This is a genomic window from Dapis brunnea BLCC-M229 (assembly GCF_050015995.1).
GTDB lineage: Bacteria > Cyanobacteriota > Cyanobacteriia > Cyanobacteriales > Microcoleaceae > Trichodesmium.
The window spans coordinates 25,462-40,417 of record NZ_JBNHEP010000075.1 but is presented as its reverse complement, the minus strand read 5'-3'; the positions used below and the strand labels follow the sequence as shown (position 1 = coordinate 40,417).

At 36.0% G+C, this 14,956-nt stretch carries 13 protein-coding genes and 1 pseudogene; 10 read left to right on the top strand and 4 right to left on the bottom strand.

Annotated features, from left to right (window positions below):
• Window positions 1-273: 273 nt before the first annotated feature.
• Entirely contained in the window at window positions 274-1,191 is a 918-nt protein-coding gene (locus ACP6PM_RS08470; protein ID WP_426583626.1) for a carbohydrate ABC transporter permease, read from the bottom strand.
• 377 nt (window positions 1,192-1,568) lie between these two features.
• Window positions 1,569-2,954, bottom strand: a complete 1,386-nt coding sequence (locus ACP6PM_RS08465; protein ID WP_426583624.1) for an ABC transporter substrate-binding protein — start codon at window positions 2,952-2,954, stop codon at window positions 1,569-1,571.
• An 11-nt stretch (window positions 2,955-2,965) separates the two neighbouring features.
• On the opposite strand from ACP6PM_RS08465, the gene ACP6PM_RS08460 reads away from it, so the two are divergent.
• Window positions 2,966-3,163: a hypothetical protein gene (locus tag ACP6PM_RS08460; protein WP_426583622.1), complete on the top strand. Its 198-nt coding sequence runs from the start codon at window positions 2,966-2,968 to the stop codon at window positions 3,161-3,163.
• A gap of 2 nt (window positions 3,164-3,165) precedes the next feature.
• On the opposite strand, the gene ACP6PM_RS08455 is transcribed toward ACP6PM_RS08460, so the two are convergent.
• Window positions 3,166-3,402, bottom strand: coding sequence for a type II toxin-antitoxin system Phd/YefM family antitoxin (locus tag ACP6PM_RS08455; protein ID WP_426583620.1), 237 nt, complete (start codon window positions 3,400-3,402; stop codon window positions 3,166-3,168).
• Window positions 3,403-3,679: 277 nt separating this feature from the next.
• Here ACP6PM_RS08455 and ACP6PM_RS08450 point away from each other — a divergent pair, with 277 nt between their 5' ends.
• The 9 genes and pseudogenes from ACP6PM_RS08450 (at window position 3,680) to ACP6PM_RS08410 (ending at window position 13,107) form a co-directional block, all read left to right on the top strand.
• Complete coding sequence (locus ACP6PM_RS08450) at window positions 3,680-3,913, top strand: hypothetical protein (RefSeq protein WP_426583619.1); 234 nt, start codon at window positions 3,680-3,682, stop codon at window positions 3,911-3,913.
• A gap of 45 nt (window positions 3,914-3,958) precedes the next feature.
• Window positions 3,959-4,432 (top strand): annotated as a pseudogene (locus tag ACP6PM_RS08445) (type II toxin-antitoxin system VapC family toxin).
• A 6-nt stretch (window positions 4,433-4,438) separates the two neighbouring features.
• Window positions 4,439-4,624 carry a hypothetical protein gene (locus ACP6PM_RS08440; RefSeq protein WP_426583617.1) on the top strand — a complete coding sequence of 62 codons (186 nt, stop codon included), beginning with the start codon at window positions 4,439-4,441 and terminating at the stop codon, window positions 4,622-4,624.
• A gap of 131 nt (window positions 4,625-4,755) precedes the next feature.
• Entirely contained in the window at window positions 4,756-5,790 is a 1,035-nt protein-coding gene (locus ACP6PM_RS08435; RefSeq protein WP_426583615.1) for a hypothetical protein, read from the top strand.
• On the top strand, window positions 5,730-7,892 hold the full coding sequence (locus ACP6PM_RS08430; RefSeq protein ID WP_426583614.1) for a CHAT domain-containing protein: 2,163 nt from the start codon (window positions 5,730-5,732) through the stop codon (window positions 7,890-7,892). Before ACP6PM_RS08435 ends, ACP6PM_RS08430 begins: the two co-directional genes overlap by 61 nt.
• Before the next feature lie 75 nt (window positions 7,893-7,967).
• Window positions 7,968-8,345 (top strand): hypothetical protein, encoded by a 378-nt coding sequence (locus tag ACP6PM_RS08425; RefSeq protein ID WP_426583612.1) that lies wholly within the window; start codon window positions 7,968-7,970, stop codon window positions 8,343-8,345.
• 1,372 nt (window positions 8,346-9,717) lie between these two features.
• Window positions 9,718-10,047, top strand: a complete 330-nt coding sequence (locus ACP6PM_RS08420; RefSeq protein WP_426583631.1) for a DUF433 domain-containing protein — start codon at window positions 9,718-9,720, stop codon at window positions 10,045-10,047.
• Window positions 10,048-10,050: 3 nt separating this feature from the next.
• Entirely contained in the window at window positions 10,051-10,392 is a 342-nt protein-coding gene (locus ACP6PM_RS08415) for a DUF5615 family PIN-like protein (RefSeq protein ID WP_426583610.1), read from the top strand.
• 252 nt (window positions 10,393-10,644) lie between these two features.
• Complete coding sequence (locus tag ACP6PM_RS08410; RefSeq protein WP_426583608.1) at window positions 10,645-13,107, top strand: penicillin-binding protein 1C; 2,463 nt, start codon at window positions 10,645-10,647, stop codon at window positions 13,105-13,107.
• Window positions 13,108-13,619: 512 nt separating this feature from the next.
• Here the strand turns inward: ACP6PM_RS08410 and thiO are convergent.
• Window positions 13,620-14,726: a glycine oxidase ThiO gene (gene thiO, locus ACP6PM_RS08405; protein WP_426583606.1), complete on the bottom strand. Its 1,107-nt coding sequence runs from the start codon at window positions 14,724-14,726 to the stop codon at window positions 13,620-13,622.
• Window positions 14,727-14,956: the final 230 nt, after the last annotated feature.

Here is a 14,956-nt window from a genome sequence, read left to right as displayed (position 1 = left end):
AGGCAAATTTAATTTCTGTAGATCATAAAGTTTTCATTCCTTAATGGGCTAAAGCCCAACTACAAACAACAAGTTTTTTTATCACTTATTATTTAGATGTCATATAACTTTTAACTTTCCCATATAAGATAGATATTTAGCAATGAGAATTAAATCAAGTACAGAATTTTTTTTCAGAACTCAGACGCCATGGAACTTAGGCAAATTTAATTTCTGTAGATCATAAAGTTTTCATTCCTTAATGGGCTAAAGCATAACTACAAACAAAAACTTTTAACTTTTGACTTTTAACTTCTGCATAACGGTACAGGCGATCGCTACTGCAAGAATTAATAATAGAAATGTTACTACTACTAAAGAAGCTCCATAACCAAAGTCTAAATAACGTCTAATAGTAGCATAAATATAGATAGAAATTGTTTCTGTGGCTCCTGCTGGTCCACCTCCTGTCATTACTTGTACTAGGTCAAAAATGCCGAATGCTTGAGCAAATCTGAATAACAAAGCAATTATTATTTGTGGCATTAATAGTGGGATAGTAATTTGTTGAAAACTCTGTATTGGGTTGGCACCATCAATAGCGTGAGCTTCATATAAATCATGGGAAATTGATTGTAAACCTGCTAATAAAATAATGGCAATAAATGGCGTTGTTTTCCAAACATCAGCAATAATCATTGCTAACATTGCTCGGAATGGATCGCCTAACCAAGTAATATTAGTTTCAATTAATCCTAAACGGAGAAGTATATCGTTAACTATGCCAAATTGGTCGTTAAAAATCCATGCCCAACCTAATCCAATAGCTGCAGTTGGTAATGACCAAGGAACGAGATTAATAGTACGAACAAAACCTCTACCTCGGAATGATTTATCTAAAATTAAAGCGATGCTCATTCCTAATACTAATTCTAATAAAATAGAGAAAGTTGTAAATATTGTTGTGTTCCATAAAGTTTGCCAAAAACGACCATCAGTTAATATCCTGTTGTAGTTAGTTAAGCCGGAAAAAATAGGTTTTAATTCTGTGCCTAGATTTTGTGTGAATAGACTTAACCAAAAAGCGCGACCAATTGGATAAGCAAATACAAAAAGTAATATGACAATTGCTGGAGTAATTAATAGCCATCCTGTTAATTTTTCTCTTTTTTCAAGGAAGTTGGAAATAGAAGTAGTTTGGGAATTTTTCATATTGAATAGTTATAATTAAAGTTTGTAGTAGGGCTTCAGTCCTATCTATATTATGGCTAAAGCCCTGCTACAAACAAAAACTTTTAGTAATATGAGAATAGCTGATGTAATTAATACCCATCCTGTTAATTTTTCTCTTTTTTCAAGTGAATTGGGAATAGAAGTATTTTGGGGATTTTTCATATTGAATATTTATAATTAAAGTTCGTAGTAGGGCTTTAGCCCTATCTATCTTAGGGCTGAAGCCCTACTACAAACAAAAACTTTTTTATCACTGATTATCCAGACATCTTGCCCGCTAGTAGTATACCTAACTGAAATTATAATTTACAGTAATTTTTCAATAAAAAAAATTTAGGTATAGGAACTGTAGAAAATTAATTCTGTCTTGTGAGTCCTGTCTCCTGACTCCTTCTTCCAGTTAACAAAACACGAGTTTCTCTAGCTGCAGCTTTCATTGCTAATTCTGGTGTACGGGAACCTGTTAAGGCAGCACTCAAATAACGTTGTAAAATATCTGATGCTTGAGCATATTGAGGAATTGGCGGACGTAATACAGAGTTATTAACTACTGGGAATAAATTTGGTAAATAAGGAAATTTTTCTACCAAAGTAGGGTCGTTAAAAAGCGATTTTCTCGCCGGAACAAATCCCGTTTCTAAAATAAATTTTCTTTGTACTTCTGGTTGGTTGAAGTATTGAATAACTTGCCATGCTTCCTCTGGATGTTTGGTTGTTTTAGCTATTCCTAAACCCCATCCTCCCAAACAAGCTCCACTATTTTTTCCAGGAACATGAACCATTGGTTTAATATCAAAATTTCCAGCTATTTTTGATGCTGATGCTAATGGATATACATAAGGCCAATTACGCAGAAAAACTGTATTACCACTTTCAAATAAACGACGAGTGTCTTCTTCTGCATAAGTAGTTACCCCAGGAGGAGAAATTCCCTGACTAATAGTTTTGCGTAAAAAATCTACTGCCTCGATCGCTTCTGGTTTATCTAAACCTACTTCATTGGTTTCTAAATTTACCCAAAAACCACCATAACCTTCAAGAATTTCGATAAACATTGCTGATAAACCTTCGTATTGTTTACCTTGCCAAACATAACCCCATTCAACTAATCCTTGTTTTTGCAATTCTTGGGATATTTTGGTTATTTCTGCAAAGGTATTAGGGGGTTTAAATCCAGCCTTTTTTAATAAGTCGGTGCGGTAATAAAGCATTCCTCCACCAGAATTTAATGGCATTCGATAAAGTTTATTGTGATAAATTCCTCCTGCAACGTCTCCTTGTAAATATATTTTTTTTAATTCTTGTATATCGACTTTTTCTGAAAGGTCTTTTAACCAGTTAGCAGCAGCAAATTTTGGCACCCAAACTATATCCATATAAACTAAGTCATAAGGAGAATCTCCTAGTAAAAAAGAGGATGTATATAAATCTTCTACTAGATTAGTATCGTTCGGACCTTTGACAATTTCTAGGTTAATATTGGGGTGAATTTTGTTAAAGTCGGCTTGAATTGGTTCCCAAAAACTAGCTTCTAGAGCTTGTATTAATACTTGGATAGTTACAGATTTTTCCTGAGTCAGTGCAGGTAGGATTGATATACATAAAATACTCAGGAAAGTTGCTAAAATTAAGATAGTTATTTGGAATTGTTTTTTCAGTCTAATTCTCAGGAATTTTAACCAGGTATGAATTTTTGGTTTGAGTTTTTCTAGAGTAGGGTTGAAAAATTTACTATATTTCATTAGAGGCAATTATGAAATCAGAGTACGACTTTTATCAGGCACAACAAGGTAAATTTTACCATCCCGATGCTAAGTTTGATTACCCCATTTATCTTGAACCAGATGTGGAACAATTTATCACTAAAATTGCTGAACAGAGAAAAATTGATGTACAAATTTTAGTCAATGAATGGCTGAGAAATCATATTAAAAATATGACTACTGAGTAAAATTATTTTTCCAAAGCATCCCAAAGTTCAGACATCGGTTCATCAAAATCAGTAGCAATTTTGATTGGCATTCCCCGTAATGGATAATTTTTTGTAGATGGGTCAGAAATAGTATAAGGAACAATACGAGCAACTGGCAAACCTTGGCGGGTAATGACAACTTCAGACTGGTTCGTAGCAATTTCGTTAATAATTACTGTTAGATTGATATTGGTTTCGTCTAACTCCAGATGTTTCATATTTTTACTGCAATAATGATTTTATCTTCTGATTTTAACATTAGAAAAGAGAAAATAGGGAAAAATAATTGATAATTTAAACCAACAATTGAAAGAAACAAATAAATTGAATGTCTAGTTTGGTCAATATTCGCAATATTCACACTCTAATTAGTGCTATTGCATAAGTCCTGACAGATGAATATCAATTTTACCCAAAACTAATTATTGATGGATACTAAATTAATGGAATTGGTAAAAAAGAGATTAAACGTAAATTTTATTTGGATTAAAAACCATGAATAATCTGAAAGATGAAGCTCAATTTGCCGTTTGTATTAATAATAAAAATCATCCTGCTTCTTTGGAGTTACATAAAATTTATGTGGTTTTAATTGATGAAGAGGCAACAAAAGATGGTGATTTAAGAATAGTTGATGAAAGTGGAGAAGATTATCTTTATTCTGCCGATTATTTTGTAATAATTGAATTGCCAAAAATTGTTCAAAATTCTGTTTTAGCTATTGCTTAATTAAGTTATTATTAGAAGGTGAATAATTATGGATAAACAAAATTTGTGACTGAAACTGTATATATCGAAACCAGTATAATTGGCTATCTAACTGTCAGATCCAGTAATAACTTAATCCTGATGGCTAATCGACAAATTACTATGGATTGGTGGGAAAAATGCCGGAGTAAGTTCACACTTTACATCTCTCAGGTAGTTTTAGATGAAGTAGCTTTATGAGATGCCGAAATAGCTACTAAGCGACTGGAGATTTTGCAAGATTTTCCCTTACTTGGATTAAATTTAACGGTAGAAAACTTAGCCAAAGAATTTCTCAGTCTCAGCAACCTGCCCCCTAAAGCTGGTAATGATGCGTTACATATTGCCCTGGCTACAGTCTATGGTTTAGATTACCTGTTAACATGGAACTGTAAGCACATCGCTAACGCCCAGATTCAGAAAAAATTAGGACAAATTAGCCTGGAATTTGGATATCCTCTACCAACTATTTGTACACCTTTGGAGCTAATAGGAGATTAAATAAATATGTGGCATGATGAAGTATTAGCAGAAATTTATAAATACCGAGAAGAATATGCTAAATCTTTTAATTATAATTTACACGCTATGGTTGAAGATTTAGAAAAAAAACAAGCTGCTAGTGGCAGAAAAATCATTTCAACACCAATCAAACCTACTCGACAAAAAAACAAATATTTAATTGAAACTTAAAATTATGTTCGGAAAAAGATGGCGATTTAAGAATAGTTGATGAAAGTGGAGAAGATTATCTTTATCCTAGCGATTATTTTGTAATAATTGAATTACCAAAAATTGTTCAAAATTCTATTTTAGCTATAATTATGGATGAAAAACAAAGACTTCAAGAATACCAGGATTTAATCGATTCGCTACTTAAATGTTCCAGTGGCGAGGAGTTATTAGAGATTTTGAATGCTAACCAAGATTTAGTTGATGAAGGATTGCTAGAGGCAATGAGTTCGGTAGCTTCAACTTTAGAAAAACAGGATAATCGGGATGCAGCAAATCAGCTACGAAATATAGCTAACCAACTTTCTGCTGTTGTCTCAGTAACAGCCACTCCAGAAGAATATTTTGACTTTTTGATGCAAATTTTCAGGTTAACTGTTCAAAGTGATGGTAGTTCTAACGAAATTTATCCACTGTTGCAACAAAATTTAGATAAATTAGATAGATTTTTTGCTCAGATGTGGCGACATGAAGCTACAAATATGTTGTCAGAAGCTCCCTCAGAATTGCAACCGGGTATTGCGAAAGCTATTTTTGATTTTAGTAATAGAATTAGCGATTTTCCGTTGGGTGATAGAGGAAGCAATATAGAAGTTACTATAGCAGGTTATGAAGCAGCTAGTATATTTTTAACCCGCGAAAACGATCCTGAAAACTGGGCTGGACTACAAAACAATCTTGGAACAGCTTATGGCGATCGGATTTATGGTAATTGTCCTGATAACTTAGAAAAAGCAATAAATTGTTATGAATTAGCTCTTCAAGTTCGTACTTATGAAACCTATCCAGAACAGTGGGCTTCACTACAAAATAATTTAGGAACTGCCTACAATCAAAGAATCTATGGAAACAAAGCAGATAATATTGAGGAGTCTATTTTAGCATACAAAAAAGCCTTACAAGTCTATAATATTGATCAATTTCCTAGTCAGTGGGCAACCGTAAAAAATAATCTAGGCAATGCCTATCTTGATAGGATTTATGGGGATTTAGGTAAAAACAAAGAAGTGGCCATTGCTGCCTTTAAATCAGCTTTGGAAGTTCGTATGCTGCCTTTAAATCAGCTTTGGAAGTTCGTAGTCCCGAAGAAAACCCAGAAGAATGGGCAGAAACTCAAGCTAATTTAGGTAATGCCTATTGGGAGAGAATTGATGGATATGAGCGTGAAGATGATCTAGATTTAGGAATTGAAGCTTACAAATCTGCTCTATCAGTTTACACTCCCGAAAATTTTCCCTACAGATGGGCAGCTACTCAGAATAATTTAGGAAATGCTTACTCTGATCGTTTTCGTGGAGACCGCGAAGAAAATTTAAGTTTAGCTATTGCAGCCTGCAAATTAGCTTTACAAATTCGTACTCGTGAAGCCCTACCTCAACAATGGGCTATGACTCAAAATAATTTAGGAAAAGCTTATAGAACTCGAATGTCAGGTAGTCGAGAAGAGAATTTACAGAAGACAATTGAAGCTTATGAGTCTACATTAGAAATTTTTACTTATGAAGCATTTCCATATAACTGGGCGCTAACCCAAAATAATTTAGGTATGGTTTACCGTGACTTAGGCAAGATAGATGAAGCAATTATCTGCTTCAAAGAGGCTTTGAAAATACACACACCTATAACGTTTCCTAGAGATTGCCTTAATTCTGCTTGGAATTTGGGCCGTACTTTCTTTATTTCTGAAAGATGGACGGAAGCTATTGAATATTATGATACTTCTATTACTGCTTTAGAAGAAAGTCGGAATTGGGCAAGTACAGATTCGCGCAAAGAAGACATAGTTTCGGAAGCAATAGATGTTTATGAGAATATTGTACAAGCTTGCATAAACTCCATGCAATTTGAAAAAGCTATAGAATATGTTGAGCGTAGTAAAACTCGTAACTTAGTAGACTTAATCCTTGAGCGAGATGCTGAAACTATTTTTCCTTTTGAGGTTGTCACTCAATTAGAACAACTGCGAGACGAAATAGCTAGCAGTCAGTACCAACTTCAAAATGCTAATGCAGATAATCCGTCTGTGTTAGTTAAACAAATACAAAAGTTACGACAACAACGCAATGAATTGCAAAATCGCTACTTACCTCTAGGTGATAAATTTAATTTTAAAAACTTCCAAGCTGGTTTGGACAAAAATACTGTAGTTATTGAATTTTATGTTACAGAAAACAACCTTACATGCTTTATATTTAGCCAGCAAATGCAAGATATCAAGGTTTGGCAATCTGAGAAAAAATACATCAAAAAATTAGAAAATTGGGCAAATGGATATATAAAAGCTTATTATTTGCACAAAAATAATTGGCAACATCGCTTAGAAACTCGCATTAATTTGCTCGCAAAGATATTGCATATAGATGAAATTCTGAAGTATATACCAGAACATTATAATCGATTAATTATTATTCCTCATAGATACTTACACCTCTTCCCCCTTCATACCTTACCCCTCTCCGAGGGTACTGCCCTATTTGAGCGCTTCTCTGGTGGCATCAGCTATGCCCCAAGTTGTCAACTATTCCAACTGGCCCAAAAAAGAGAACGCCCTAACTTTAACAACTTCGTTGCCTTCCAGAACCCCACAGAAGATCTGCCTTATGCTGATGTTGAAGTGGCTGCTGTTAGTTCGTCCTTTTCCATGGCTAAAATTTTGGAAAAACAACAAGCAACCAAGACAGCTATCTACAGCCAGGACTTATCTTCTGCTCACTGTGCCCATTTTTCCTGTCATGGTCAATTCAATCTTCAGTCACCACGGGAATCTGCTCTGCTGTTAGCAAATGGCGAACTCCTCACGTTGGGAGAAATTTTTGCTCTTAACTTAAATCAATGCCGACTAATTGTCCTTTCTGCTTGCGAGACAGGATTAATTGACTTTAATTCCCTCAGTGATGAATATGTTGGTTTACCTAGTGGTTTTCTTTATGCAGGTGCTGCCAATGTTGTCAGTAGTTTGTGGTCAGTAGATCAAGTCTCCACAGCTTTTTTGCTCATCAACTTTTATCAAAACCTCAAGTCTGGCTTAAGCGTTGCTATAGCTCTCAACCAAGCACAACTATGGCTGCGGGATGTTACGACAGCCGAACTAAAAAAATGGGTAAGCGAGTTAAAATTAGAAGAAGAGGTTGCCCAACAGATTCAGGCATACCTGTATTGGCTTCCTTCTGACAAGCAACTCTACCAAGACCCATACTACTGGGCAGCTTTCTGCGCTGTTGGAAAGTAACCTGTAGGCTTTTGTTCAGTCCATTTGAGTCAAAAGCATCACCAGTCAACTTATAATCCAAAATCTTGATTGAAAATGCTCCCTAACCCTTTCCTTCAGTCTCTCCTCTTTCTTCTAGAAAAAGAACCTGAACTGTTTTCCACTGCCGACCTCCAAGACTTGCAGCAAACCTTGGCTCCTTTGGAGAACGATCCCCCAAAAAATGCCGACCAAATTCTTGGAGATTGGTGTAAAGCACGAGGGCCTATAATCGATTCTCTTATAAGAGAAGTAGAAAATCGACAAAATACTAAAGAAGTCAAAAAAGTCCCACCCTCCCAACCAAATGAATCTGCTCGTGTCACCAATATCTTTCAAGAGTTGAGCCAAAAGGTCAAGGACAAACTATCCGAAAGAACTGATTCAACTAACTCTGACTCAGTAAAACCTGACCAAAATCAGAACAATGACTAGAAAAGTCTATGCCCCCAATGTCCATTTATTTGCCTTTCATTTAAAAGAAAGCGATCGCCCCAACCTACTCTGGGACAAATGCAATACCATTCTGTCCCGGAAATTTGGCCTTACCAAACCCCTAGAAATTGAAGAGCAAATAGGATATCGGGTTGACTTGCTCAAAGATAAAACACAGGATGATGTGGCTCTCCACTTTGAGAGTCAAGTCTCCCTAGATGGCACTCTTCTACCTATTACCGGACTTGCCACTCCCATCCGCATTCACGATACCTACACCCTCGCTCTGAACATTCGCCGTCCCGAGTTGGACGAGAATGGGAAAAAAACAAACCCCCTAAACCCGAACTTTCTGGAACTTCTTAATCCTTCGGGGTGCTTAATGCCTACTGAAATAGGGAGTTCCCTTGGTCAAACCTTACTCCTAACAGTTTGGTACACAGAAGAAAAACAGTGGTTGCCGTGGAAATCTCCACAAAGTCGCCAACAACTTAGGGAACTGGCAGACAATTGTTTGAGAGAATTTATTCCCAATGAATATTCTTGCTCTGACTTTTATCGAGAAGGTCAACTATTTGGCAGTCCTATTTTTCAATACGGCGTTCCCACTCAAGGAAAAGATTACTGCCATGTACTGGTTTGGATATTCTGTGAAGCTGAAACCGACAAGAAATTTATCGACCATTATTCATCCTTCGTTAATCTATTTTGTTATTTAAACAAGGCCGTCACAGCTTACAAACTAAGTCGTAAAGTTCATGATGTACTTCGCGACGAGTATCTAGCTATCGAACCCTATATTCATGAAATTTTCCAGGGAATGCCAGTCGATAAAAAGCTAACTCAAAAAGAATTAAATCAATTCAAAACATACTTAAAAGATATTCCGCAAAGATATTTATCATATAATCAATTAACTCGTGACTTAGACAACTATCGCCTAACAATTGATATCAACGCTCAAAACTATAAACGAGAAATCAACGATATTCAAAGCCAACTTCCAGGGGAAAATCTTAGTTTCCTGTCTCAATTTTTTGACGAAGACTATCGCTTATTCAGAGAACAACTCCGATCGGACTTAGGCTACTTTCAGCATGGAGCTGCATTACTAGAAAAGGCGATGACAGCTATTCAGGGAAGAGTAGACATCGAACAAACAGAGAGCGATCGCTCTTTCCAAAATACTATAGCAATTATGGGTGTAGGTTTAACATCAACAGCGGTTGGTGCTACTGTTGCTCCATATATAATTGCACAACAACCTGAAAAACCTATCTTACTACCGTTTTCTTCTAACCATCTCCATCCCTGGACTCAAGCATTACTTTTAAGTTTAGTTTTTGGTGTTATAGGAGCAGCATTCACCGTTATTATTCAGAAAAATTTAAAACCCCAAGTTTTGGCACTAGCTCTAGCAGAAAAATTTCAAGCTATTCAACTTTTAAGTCAAAAAAGTTTAGCTAATAGTTGCTCTGGTATTGAAAAGACCCCCGATGTCTGTGGTGGCGATGCTTGTATTGTTGGCACTCGCATACCTGTTTGGGTATTAGTTAACGCTCGTCGTTTGGGTGTGAGTGAGTCGGAGTTGCTGCAAGACTATCCCAGTCTCCAGGCAGCGGATCTAGTTAATGCTTGGACTTATGCTGAGGTATATTCTCAGGAGATTGAGTTAGCTATTCGAGAAAATGAGGAGATTTAACCTGTGGCACGTCTCTATGCTGACGAACAGTTTCCTAGACGGGTTGTAGAATTGCTTAGGACTTTTGGTCACGATGTTCTCACAGTACAAGAAGCAGGATTAGCTAACCAAAAGATTCCCGATCTAGAGGTACTAGCTTTTGCTACTCAAAATGAACGTGCAGTTTTAACTTTAAATCGAGTTGATTTTTTTCGACTGCATCGTACCTTATCAAATCATGGAGGTATTATAGCTTGCAAAGATGATTTTGACAGACAAAGAATGGCTAACAGAATTAATGATGCAATTTCTACTCAAGAAACATTAAAAGGTCAATTGATTCGAGTTAAACGCCCACAGCAATAACGAACTCAGAAATCAGAAGTCAGAAGTTGACCCACCCCTAATCCCTCCCAGTATGGGAAGTAGGGGATTAAAGTAACACTCCAAAAACGTTTCGCCTTATGAGCGAATTATTTTGATAAATTAAGTATAGCGATCGCTCAAGAATTTCATAGTTACTCTTGAGCGCCAGAGGTCTATTATTTTAAAAGCGCAGATCGTAAAACTTGTTATGATAAAAATTAGCAAACACATATCAAAAAATATTAAACAAAAATGGCGGCAAAACACACCCCAAAATTTATTCTCGGTTTTGCATTGTTGTGCTTAACTGGGCGATCGCTTCCCTACTTTTTTCCCATTCGCTCTCAAGACATAACTCAACATCAACAAACTTTCAAATTTACTGACCGTAACGCTCTCGCTCTGGGAACTATCCTCACCCGCGACCAAGAAAATACTGTAGTCGTACCCCTAGATAAAATTTCACCTCTATTTATCAATGCCATTATTGCAGCAGAAGACAAAAGATATTATCAACATGGGGCTCTGGATATGAGAGCAGTCGGGCGATCGATCTTGGAAGCTATCCAGGCAAAACAAATAGTTAGTGGTGCTTCTACTATTACGATGCAACTTGCTCGAATGTTGGAACCCACACCGCGCACTTTCGGCAACAAAATTAGAGAAATTTGGTTATCTAGGCGACTGACAGCAGGTATGAACAAAAATCAAATCCTGGAAGCATACATCAACCGCTTACCAATGGGAGGAAACATCTATGGTGTAGAAGCAGCATCCCGTACCTATTTTGGCATCTCCGCTACGGACCTCAACCTCGCTCAAGCGACCATTCTTGCTGCTTTACCCAACGATCCGACCGACCTTCACCCTTATTACCACTGGAATATTCTCAAAAAACGCCAAAAGTATGTTCTCAAACGCATGGTTGAAGACAACTATATTACGCAAACCCAAGCTGAAAAGACCTTTGCTGAAGAAATAACTTTACAACCAGAAAATCAAGGTATTATTGCTGCGCCACATTTCCTTTTTTGGTTATCTGAAAATCTACCTACTAATTTAAACTCCTCCCTTAAAGGCGAGGTTTTTACCACAGCTACTTCTACAGTTATTCGCACTACTATCGACCGACCTTTACAACAATTTGTCACTGCTCAAGTCCGGCAGATAATTCAAAGTTTGCAGCCTTATAATGTCAATCATGCTGCTGCTATTGTTATTGATAATCACACTGGAGAAGTATTAGCTTATGTGGGTTCTCCTAATTATTTTGATTATCAAAAAATGGGTAGTAATGATGGAGTACAAGCATTGCGTCAACCTGGTTCGACTTTGAAGCCTTTTTTATATCAATTAGCATTAGAAAATCGAGTAATTAATCCTAATACAGTTTTGGCAGATGTACCTACATATTATGCAATTCCCGGCGCTCAACTTTATAGTCCTACTAACTATAATAAAGATAAATTTTTAGGACCTGTTATTGTCAGGGTTGCTTTGGCAAATTCTTTGAATATTCCGGCAGTGCGTGTATTAGAAAAGGTGGGAGTAGAGAATTTTTTAAACCGTCTACATCAATTAGGTTTTACACATTTAAAAGCATCGCCAGAATATTATGGTTTAGGTTTAAGTTTAGGTAGTGGAGAAGTGAGTTTATGGGAGTTGGCAAAAGCTTATTTAATTATGGCAAGACAAGGAGAAGTTATTCCTATTGTTACAACAAAAAGGCAGGAGGCAGAAGGCAGAAGGCAGGAGGTTCCTTTTCAAAGGCAGAAAGAATCCCCCCTACCCCCCTTTGAAAGGGGGGAGAGAGAGAAAGATTTGGAAAAAGTAGCTTTTTTTCCAGATAGAATGAGAGAAGATTATTCACAGACAAAAAACAAAAATATACCCCCACTACCTAAAGCCAAATCTGAATGGATGTTAATTGCAGATATGTTGAGCGATAGTCATGCGAGAGCTACAGAATTTGGAGTTAATTCGGCTTTGAATTTGCCATTTCCAACAGCAGTAAAAACTGGTACTTCTTCAGATTTTCGGGATACTTTGACTGTTGGTTTTACCAAAGATTATACTGTGGCAGTTTGGGTAGGTAATTTTAGTGGTAAATCTATGGTGCAAATATCAGGAGTTATGGGTGCTGCACCTTTATGGAATCGAATTATGCTGCATTTACATGAAAAGAGCGAACCGACTGTTTTGCCCCCACCAAAAAATATGGTTCAGCGCCCAGTTTGTACAATTTCTGGATTACGTCCTAAATCGGATTGTCCGTCGGTAATGACCGAGTATTTTTATCCAGAACAGTTGGCGGAATACGAGCATTTATCTAATAATTATCGAGTGGGAAATTTGCCTACTGAATATAATGAATGGTTGGCAAGACAAAATGAGTCTAGTTTGGTTGATGGTGGGTTAAAAATTTTATTTCCCCAAGAAGATGATTACTTTTTAATTGATAGTAGTGCAGGAGAACAAAAATTAGAATTTAAGTTGGCAAATTCAGCCAAAAAATCTGTGGAATGGTGGTTGAATGGAGAGAAGTTAACTGTTAATTCTGGTAATTCTTTTTTTTGGCAATTAACTCCTGGTAACTGGCATTTGGAAATACGTTCAGGAGAAATTGCAGACCGAGTGAATTTTGAAGTGAAATTGTCAAATAAATCTCTTTATAACGGGTTTTCTATAGTTGAAGAAGGAATAAAGAATAAGTAAGAAGTTTTAAATAAGGAATAAAAAAAAGGGAAACATCGGATAATTAGACTCAACCTGTAGGGTGGGTTAGACACCTATGATCGCTTTGGTTTCAAATGTATTTAACAATTTGTTGTAACGCACAATTTTTAGATATGTCATTCCAGTAGGTTGGGTTAAGCGCCAGCGCAACCCAACAAAAATAGATGGCTGATTTTGTGGTACTAATTTGTATATATCCCCTAACAAATGATTGAATTTTTATCTCAACTGTACTCTATCAAGAATATACACAACTCCGCATCAGTGAATCTACTAATTTTTTCTATTCTTTTAATTATTAATTATTTCGACACCGGGACATATTAATAATTGATAAAATATCTTCCCATATATAAGGGATTTACAGCACTTTTGAAGATAGTGAGGTACAGTCCAATAGTAATCTCTATTGCTCATTCCCCATTCCCTAAACTCGTAAAAATTTGTACTTTATCAACTGCAAAACTGCTGTAATTATTAATTATTAATTGTTAATTATTAATTATTTCTGCTTCCATAAACCGAGAATAATTAAAAGCTGTCAACAACGGGTCATATTGATTATTCCAAATTAGATTGGCTATTAACATTGCGGTTACAGGTGCTAATAAAATTCCATTCCGATAATGCCCAGTTGCCAATGTCAAATTATCATAATTACTTTTTCCTAATATCGGCATTTCATCAGGAGTATTAGGACGAAAACCCCACCAAAATTCCAATATTTTGTAATCCCTTAAAACTGGATATAATCTAATTGCATTTCCTAGTAACTGCTGAATCCCTGCTGCCGTATTTCCATCAATAAATCCGATATTTTCACAAGTTGCACCAATAATTATTCTGCCATCTTTCCGTGGCACAATATAAGTTTTATTTCCAAATAAAACTTGCTGTAAAGGTAAATTTTCTGTACTTAGGTCTGAGGGAATTTTTAATGATAACATTTGCCCTTTTATAGGAAATACAGGAATTGGTAATAACTGCTGCGACCATGCACCTGTAGCTAAGACATAATGTTCTGCTTCAAATTCACCTATTGATGTTTCAATATTATGAATTTTCCCTTTTTTGCAAATTATTTCTTTAACAAAGCCTTGGATAACATCAATCTTTAATTCTTTGGTTGCTGCAATAATTGACTGATACAAATAAGGACTATCTACTTGCCCATCTTGAGGGTAAAACCAACCACCAATTACTTCAGGACTTAATCCTGGTTGATATTGATGAATTGCTGCTTGATTTAGCCATTGATAATTTAGGTTTGGTAAAGCATAATTTTTTCTGTCTTTTAGTGTATAAACTGGAGTTAAAATCCCACAAGGCCAATAACCAGTTTCTAAACCACTAATTGATTCTATTTTTTGTACCCATTCTGGATATAATGCCCGACTTTTTAAACATAAATCTAACATTTTTCCAGGGGGAATAGCTTCAGCTTGAGGAGCTAACATTCCCGCAGCAGCATTTGTCGCAGCTTCCTGAAAATCTCGGCTAATAACTGTAACTTTTGCTCCGCGTAATTTTAGTTCTATTGCTATTGATAGACCGATAATACCGCCACCAATAATTAGGATGTTGTTTGATTTATTCATAATTTAAATAAGTAAGAAGTAATAAGTAAGGGAACCACAGAGATTTTTGACACTTATTCACTGATGCTTTTACGAATAATTATATGGATAATTATCAGGAAAAGTTAGAAGGTAACGACAGGGCAAGACAAAGATTTTTGACACTGATTTATTGATATTAGTATACTATGGAAAACTATTAATGTTACACAATTCAATCATTGAAGCTCTAGATTTATTCACTCTAATCA

Bases quoted from the DNA above. Each gene is read 5' to 3' on its own strand.
- ACP6PM_RS08470 (WP_426583626.1), bottom strand. From the start codon at position 1,191: ATGAAAAATTCCCAAACTACTTCTATTTCCAACTTCCTTGAAAAAAGA.
- ACP6PM_RS08465 (WP_426583624.1), bottom strand. From the start codon at position 2,954: ATGAAATATAGTAAATTTTTCAACCCTACTCTAGAAAAACTCAAACCA.
- ACP6PM_RS08460 (WP_426583622.1), top strand. From the start codon at position 2,966: ATGAAATCAGAGTACGACTTTTATCAGGCACAACAAGGTAAATTTTAC.
- ACP6PM_RS08455 (WP_426583620.1), bottom strand. From the start codon at position 3,402: ATGAAACATCTGGAGTTAGACGAAACCAATATCAATCTAACAGTAATT.
- ACP6PM_RS08450 (WP_426583619.1), top strand. From the start codon at position 3,680: ATGAATAATCTGAAAGATGAAGCTCAATTTGCCGTTTGTATTAATAAT.
- ACP6PM_RS08440 (WP_426583617.1), top strand. From the start codon at position 4,439: ATGTGGCATGATGAAGTATTAGCAGAAATTTATAAATACCGAGAAGAA.
- ACP6PM_RS08435 (WP_426583615.1), top strand. From the start codon at position 4,756: ATGGATGAAAAACAAAGACTTCAAGAATACCAGGATTTAATCGATTCG.
- ACP6PM_RS08425 (WP_426583612.1), top strand. From the start codon at position 7,968: ATGCTCCCTAACCCTTTCCTTCAGTCTCTCCTCTTTCTTCTAGAAAAA.
- ACP6PM_RS08410 (WP_426583608.1), top strand. From the start codon at position 10,645: ATGGCGGCAAAACACACCCCAAAATTTATTCTCGGTTTTGCATTGTTG.
- thiO (WP_426583606.1), bottom strand. From the start codon at position 14,726: ATGAATAAATCAAACAACATCCTAATTATTGGTGGCGGTATTATCGGT.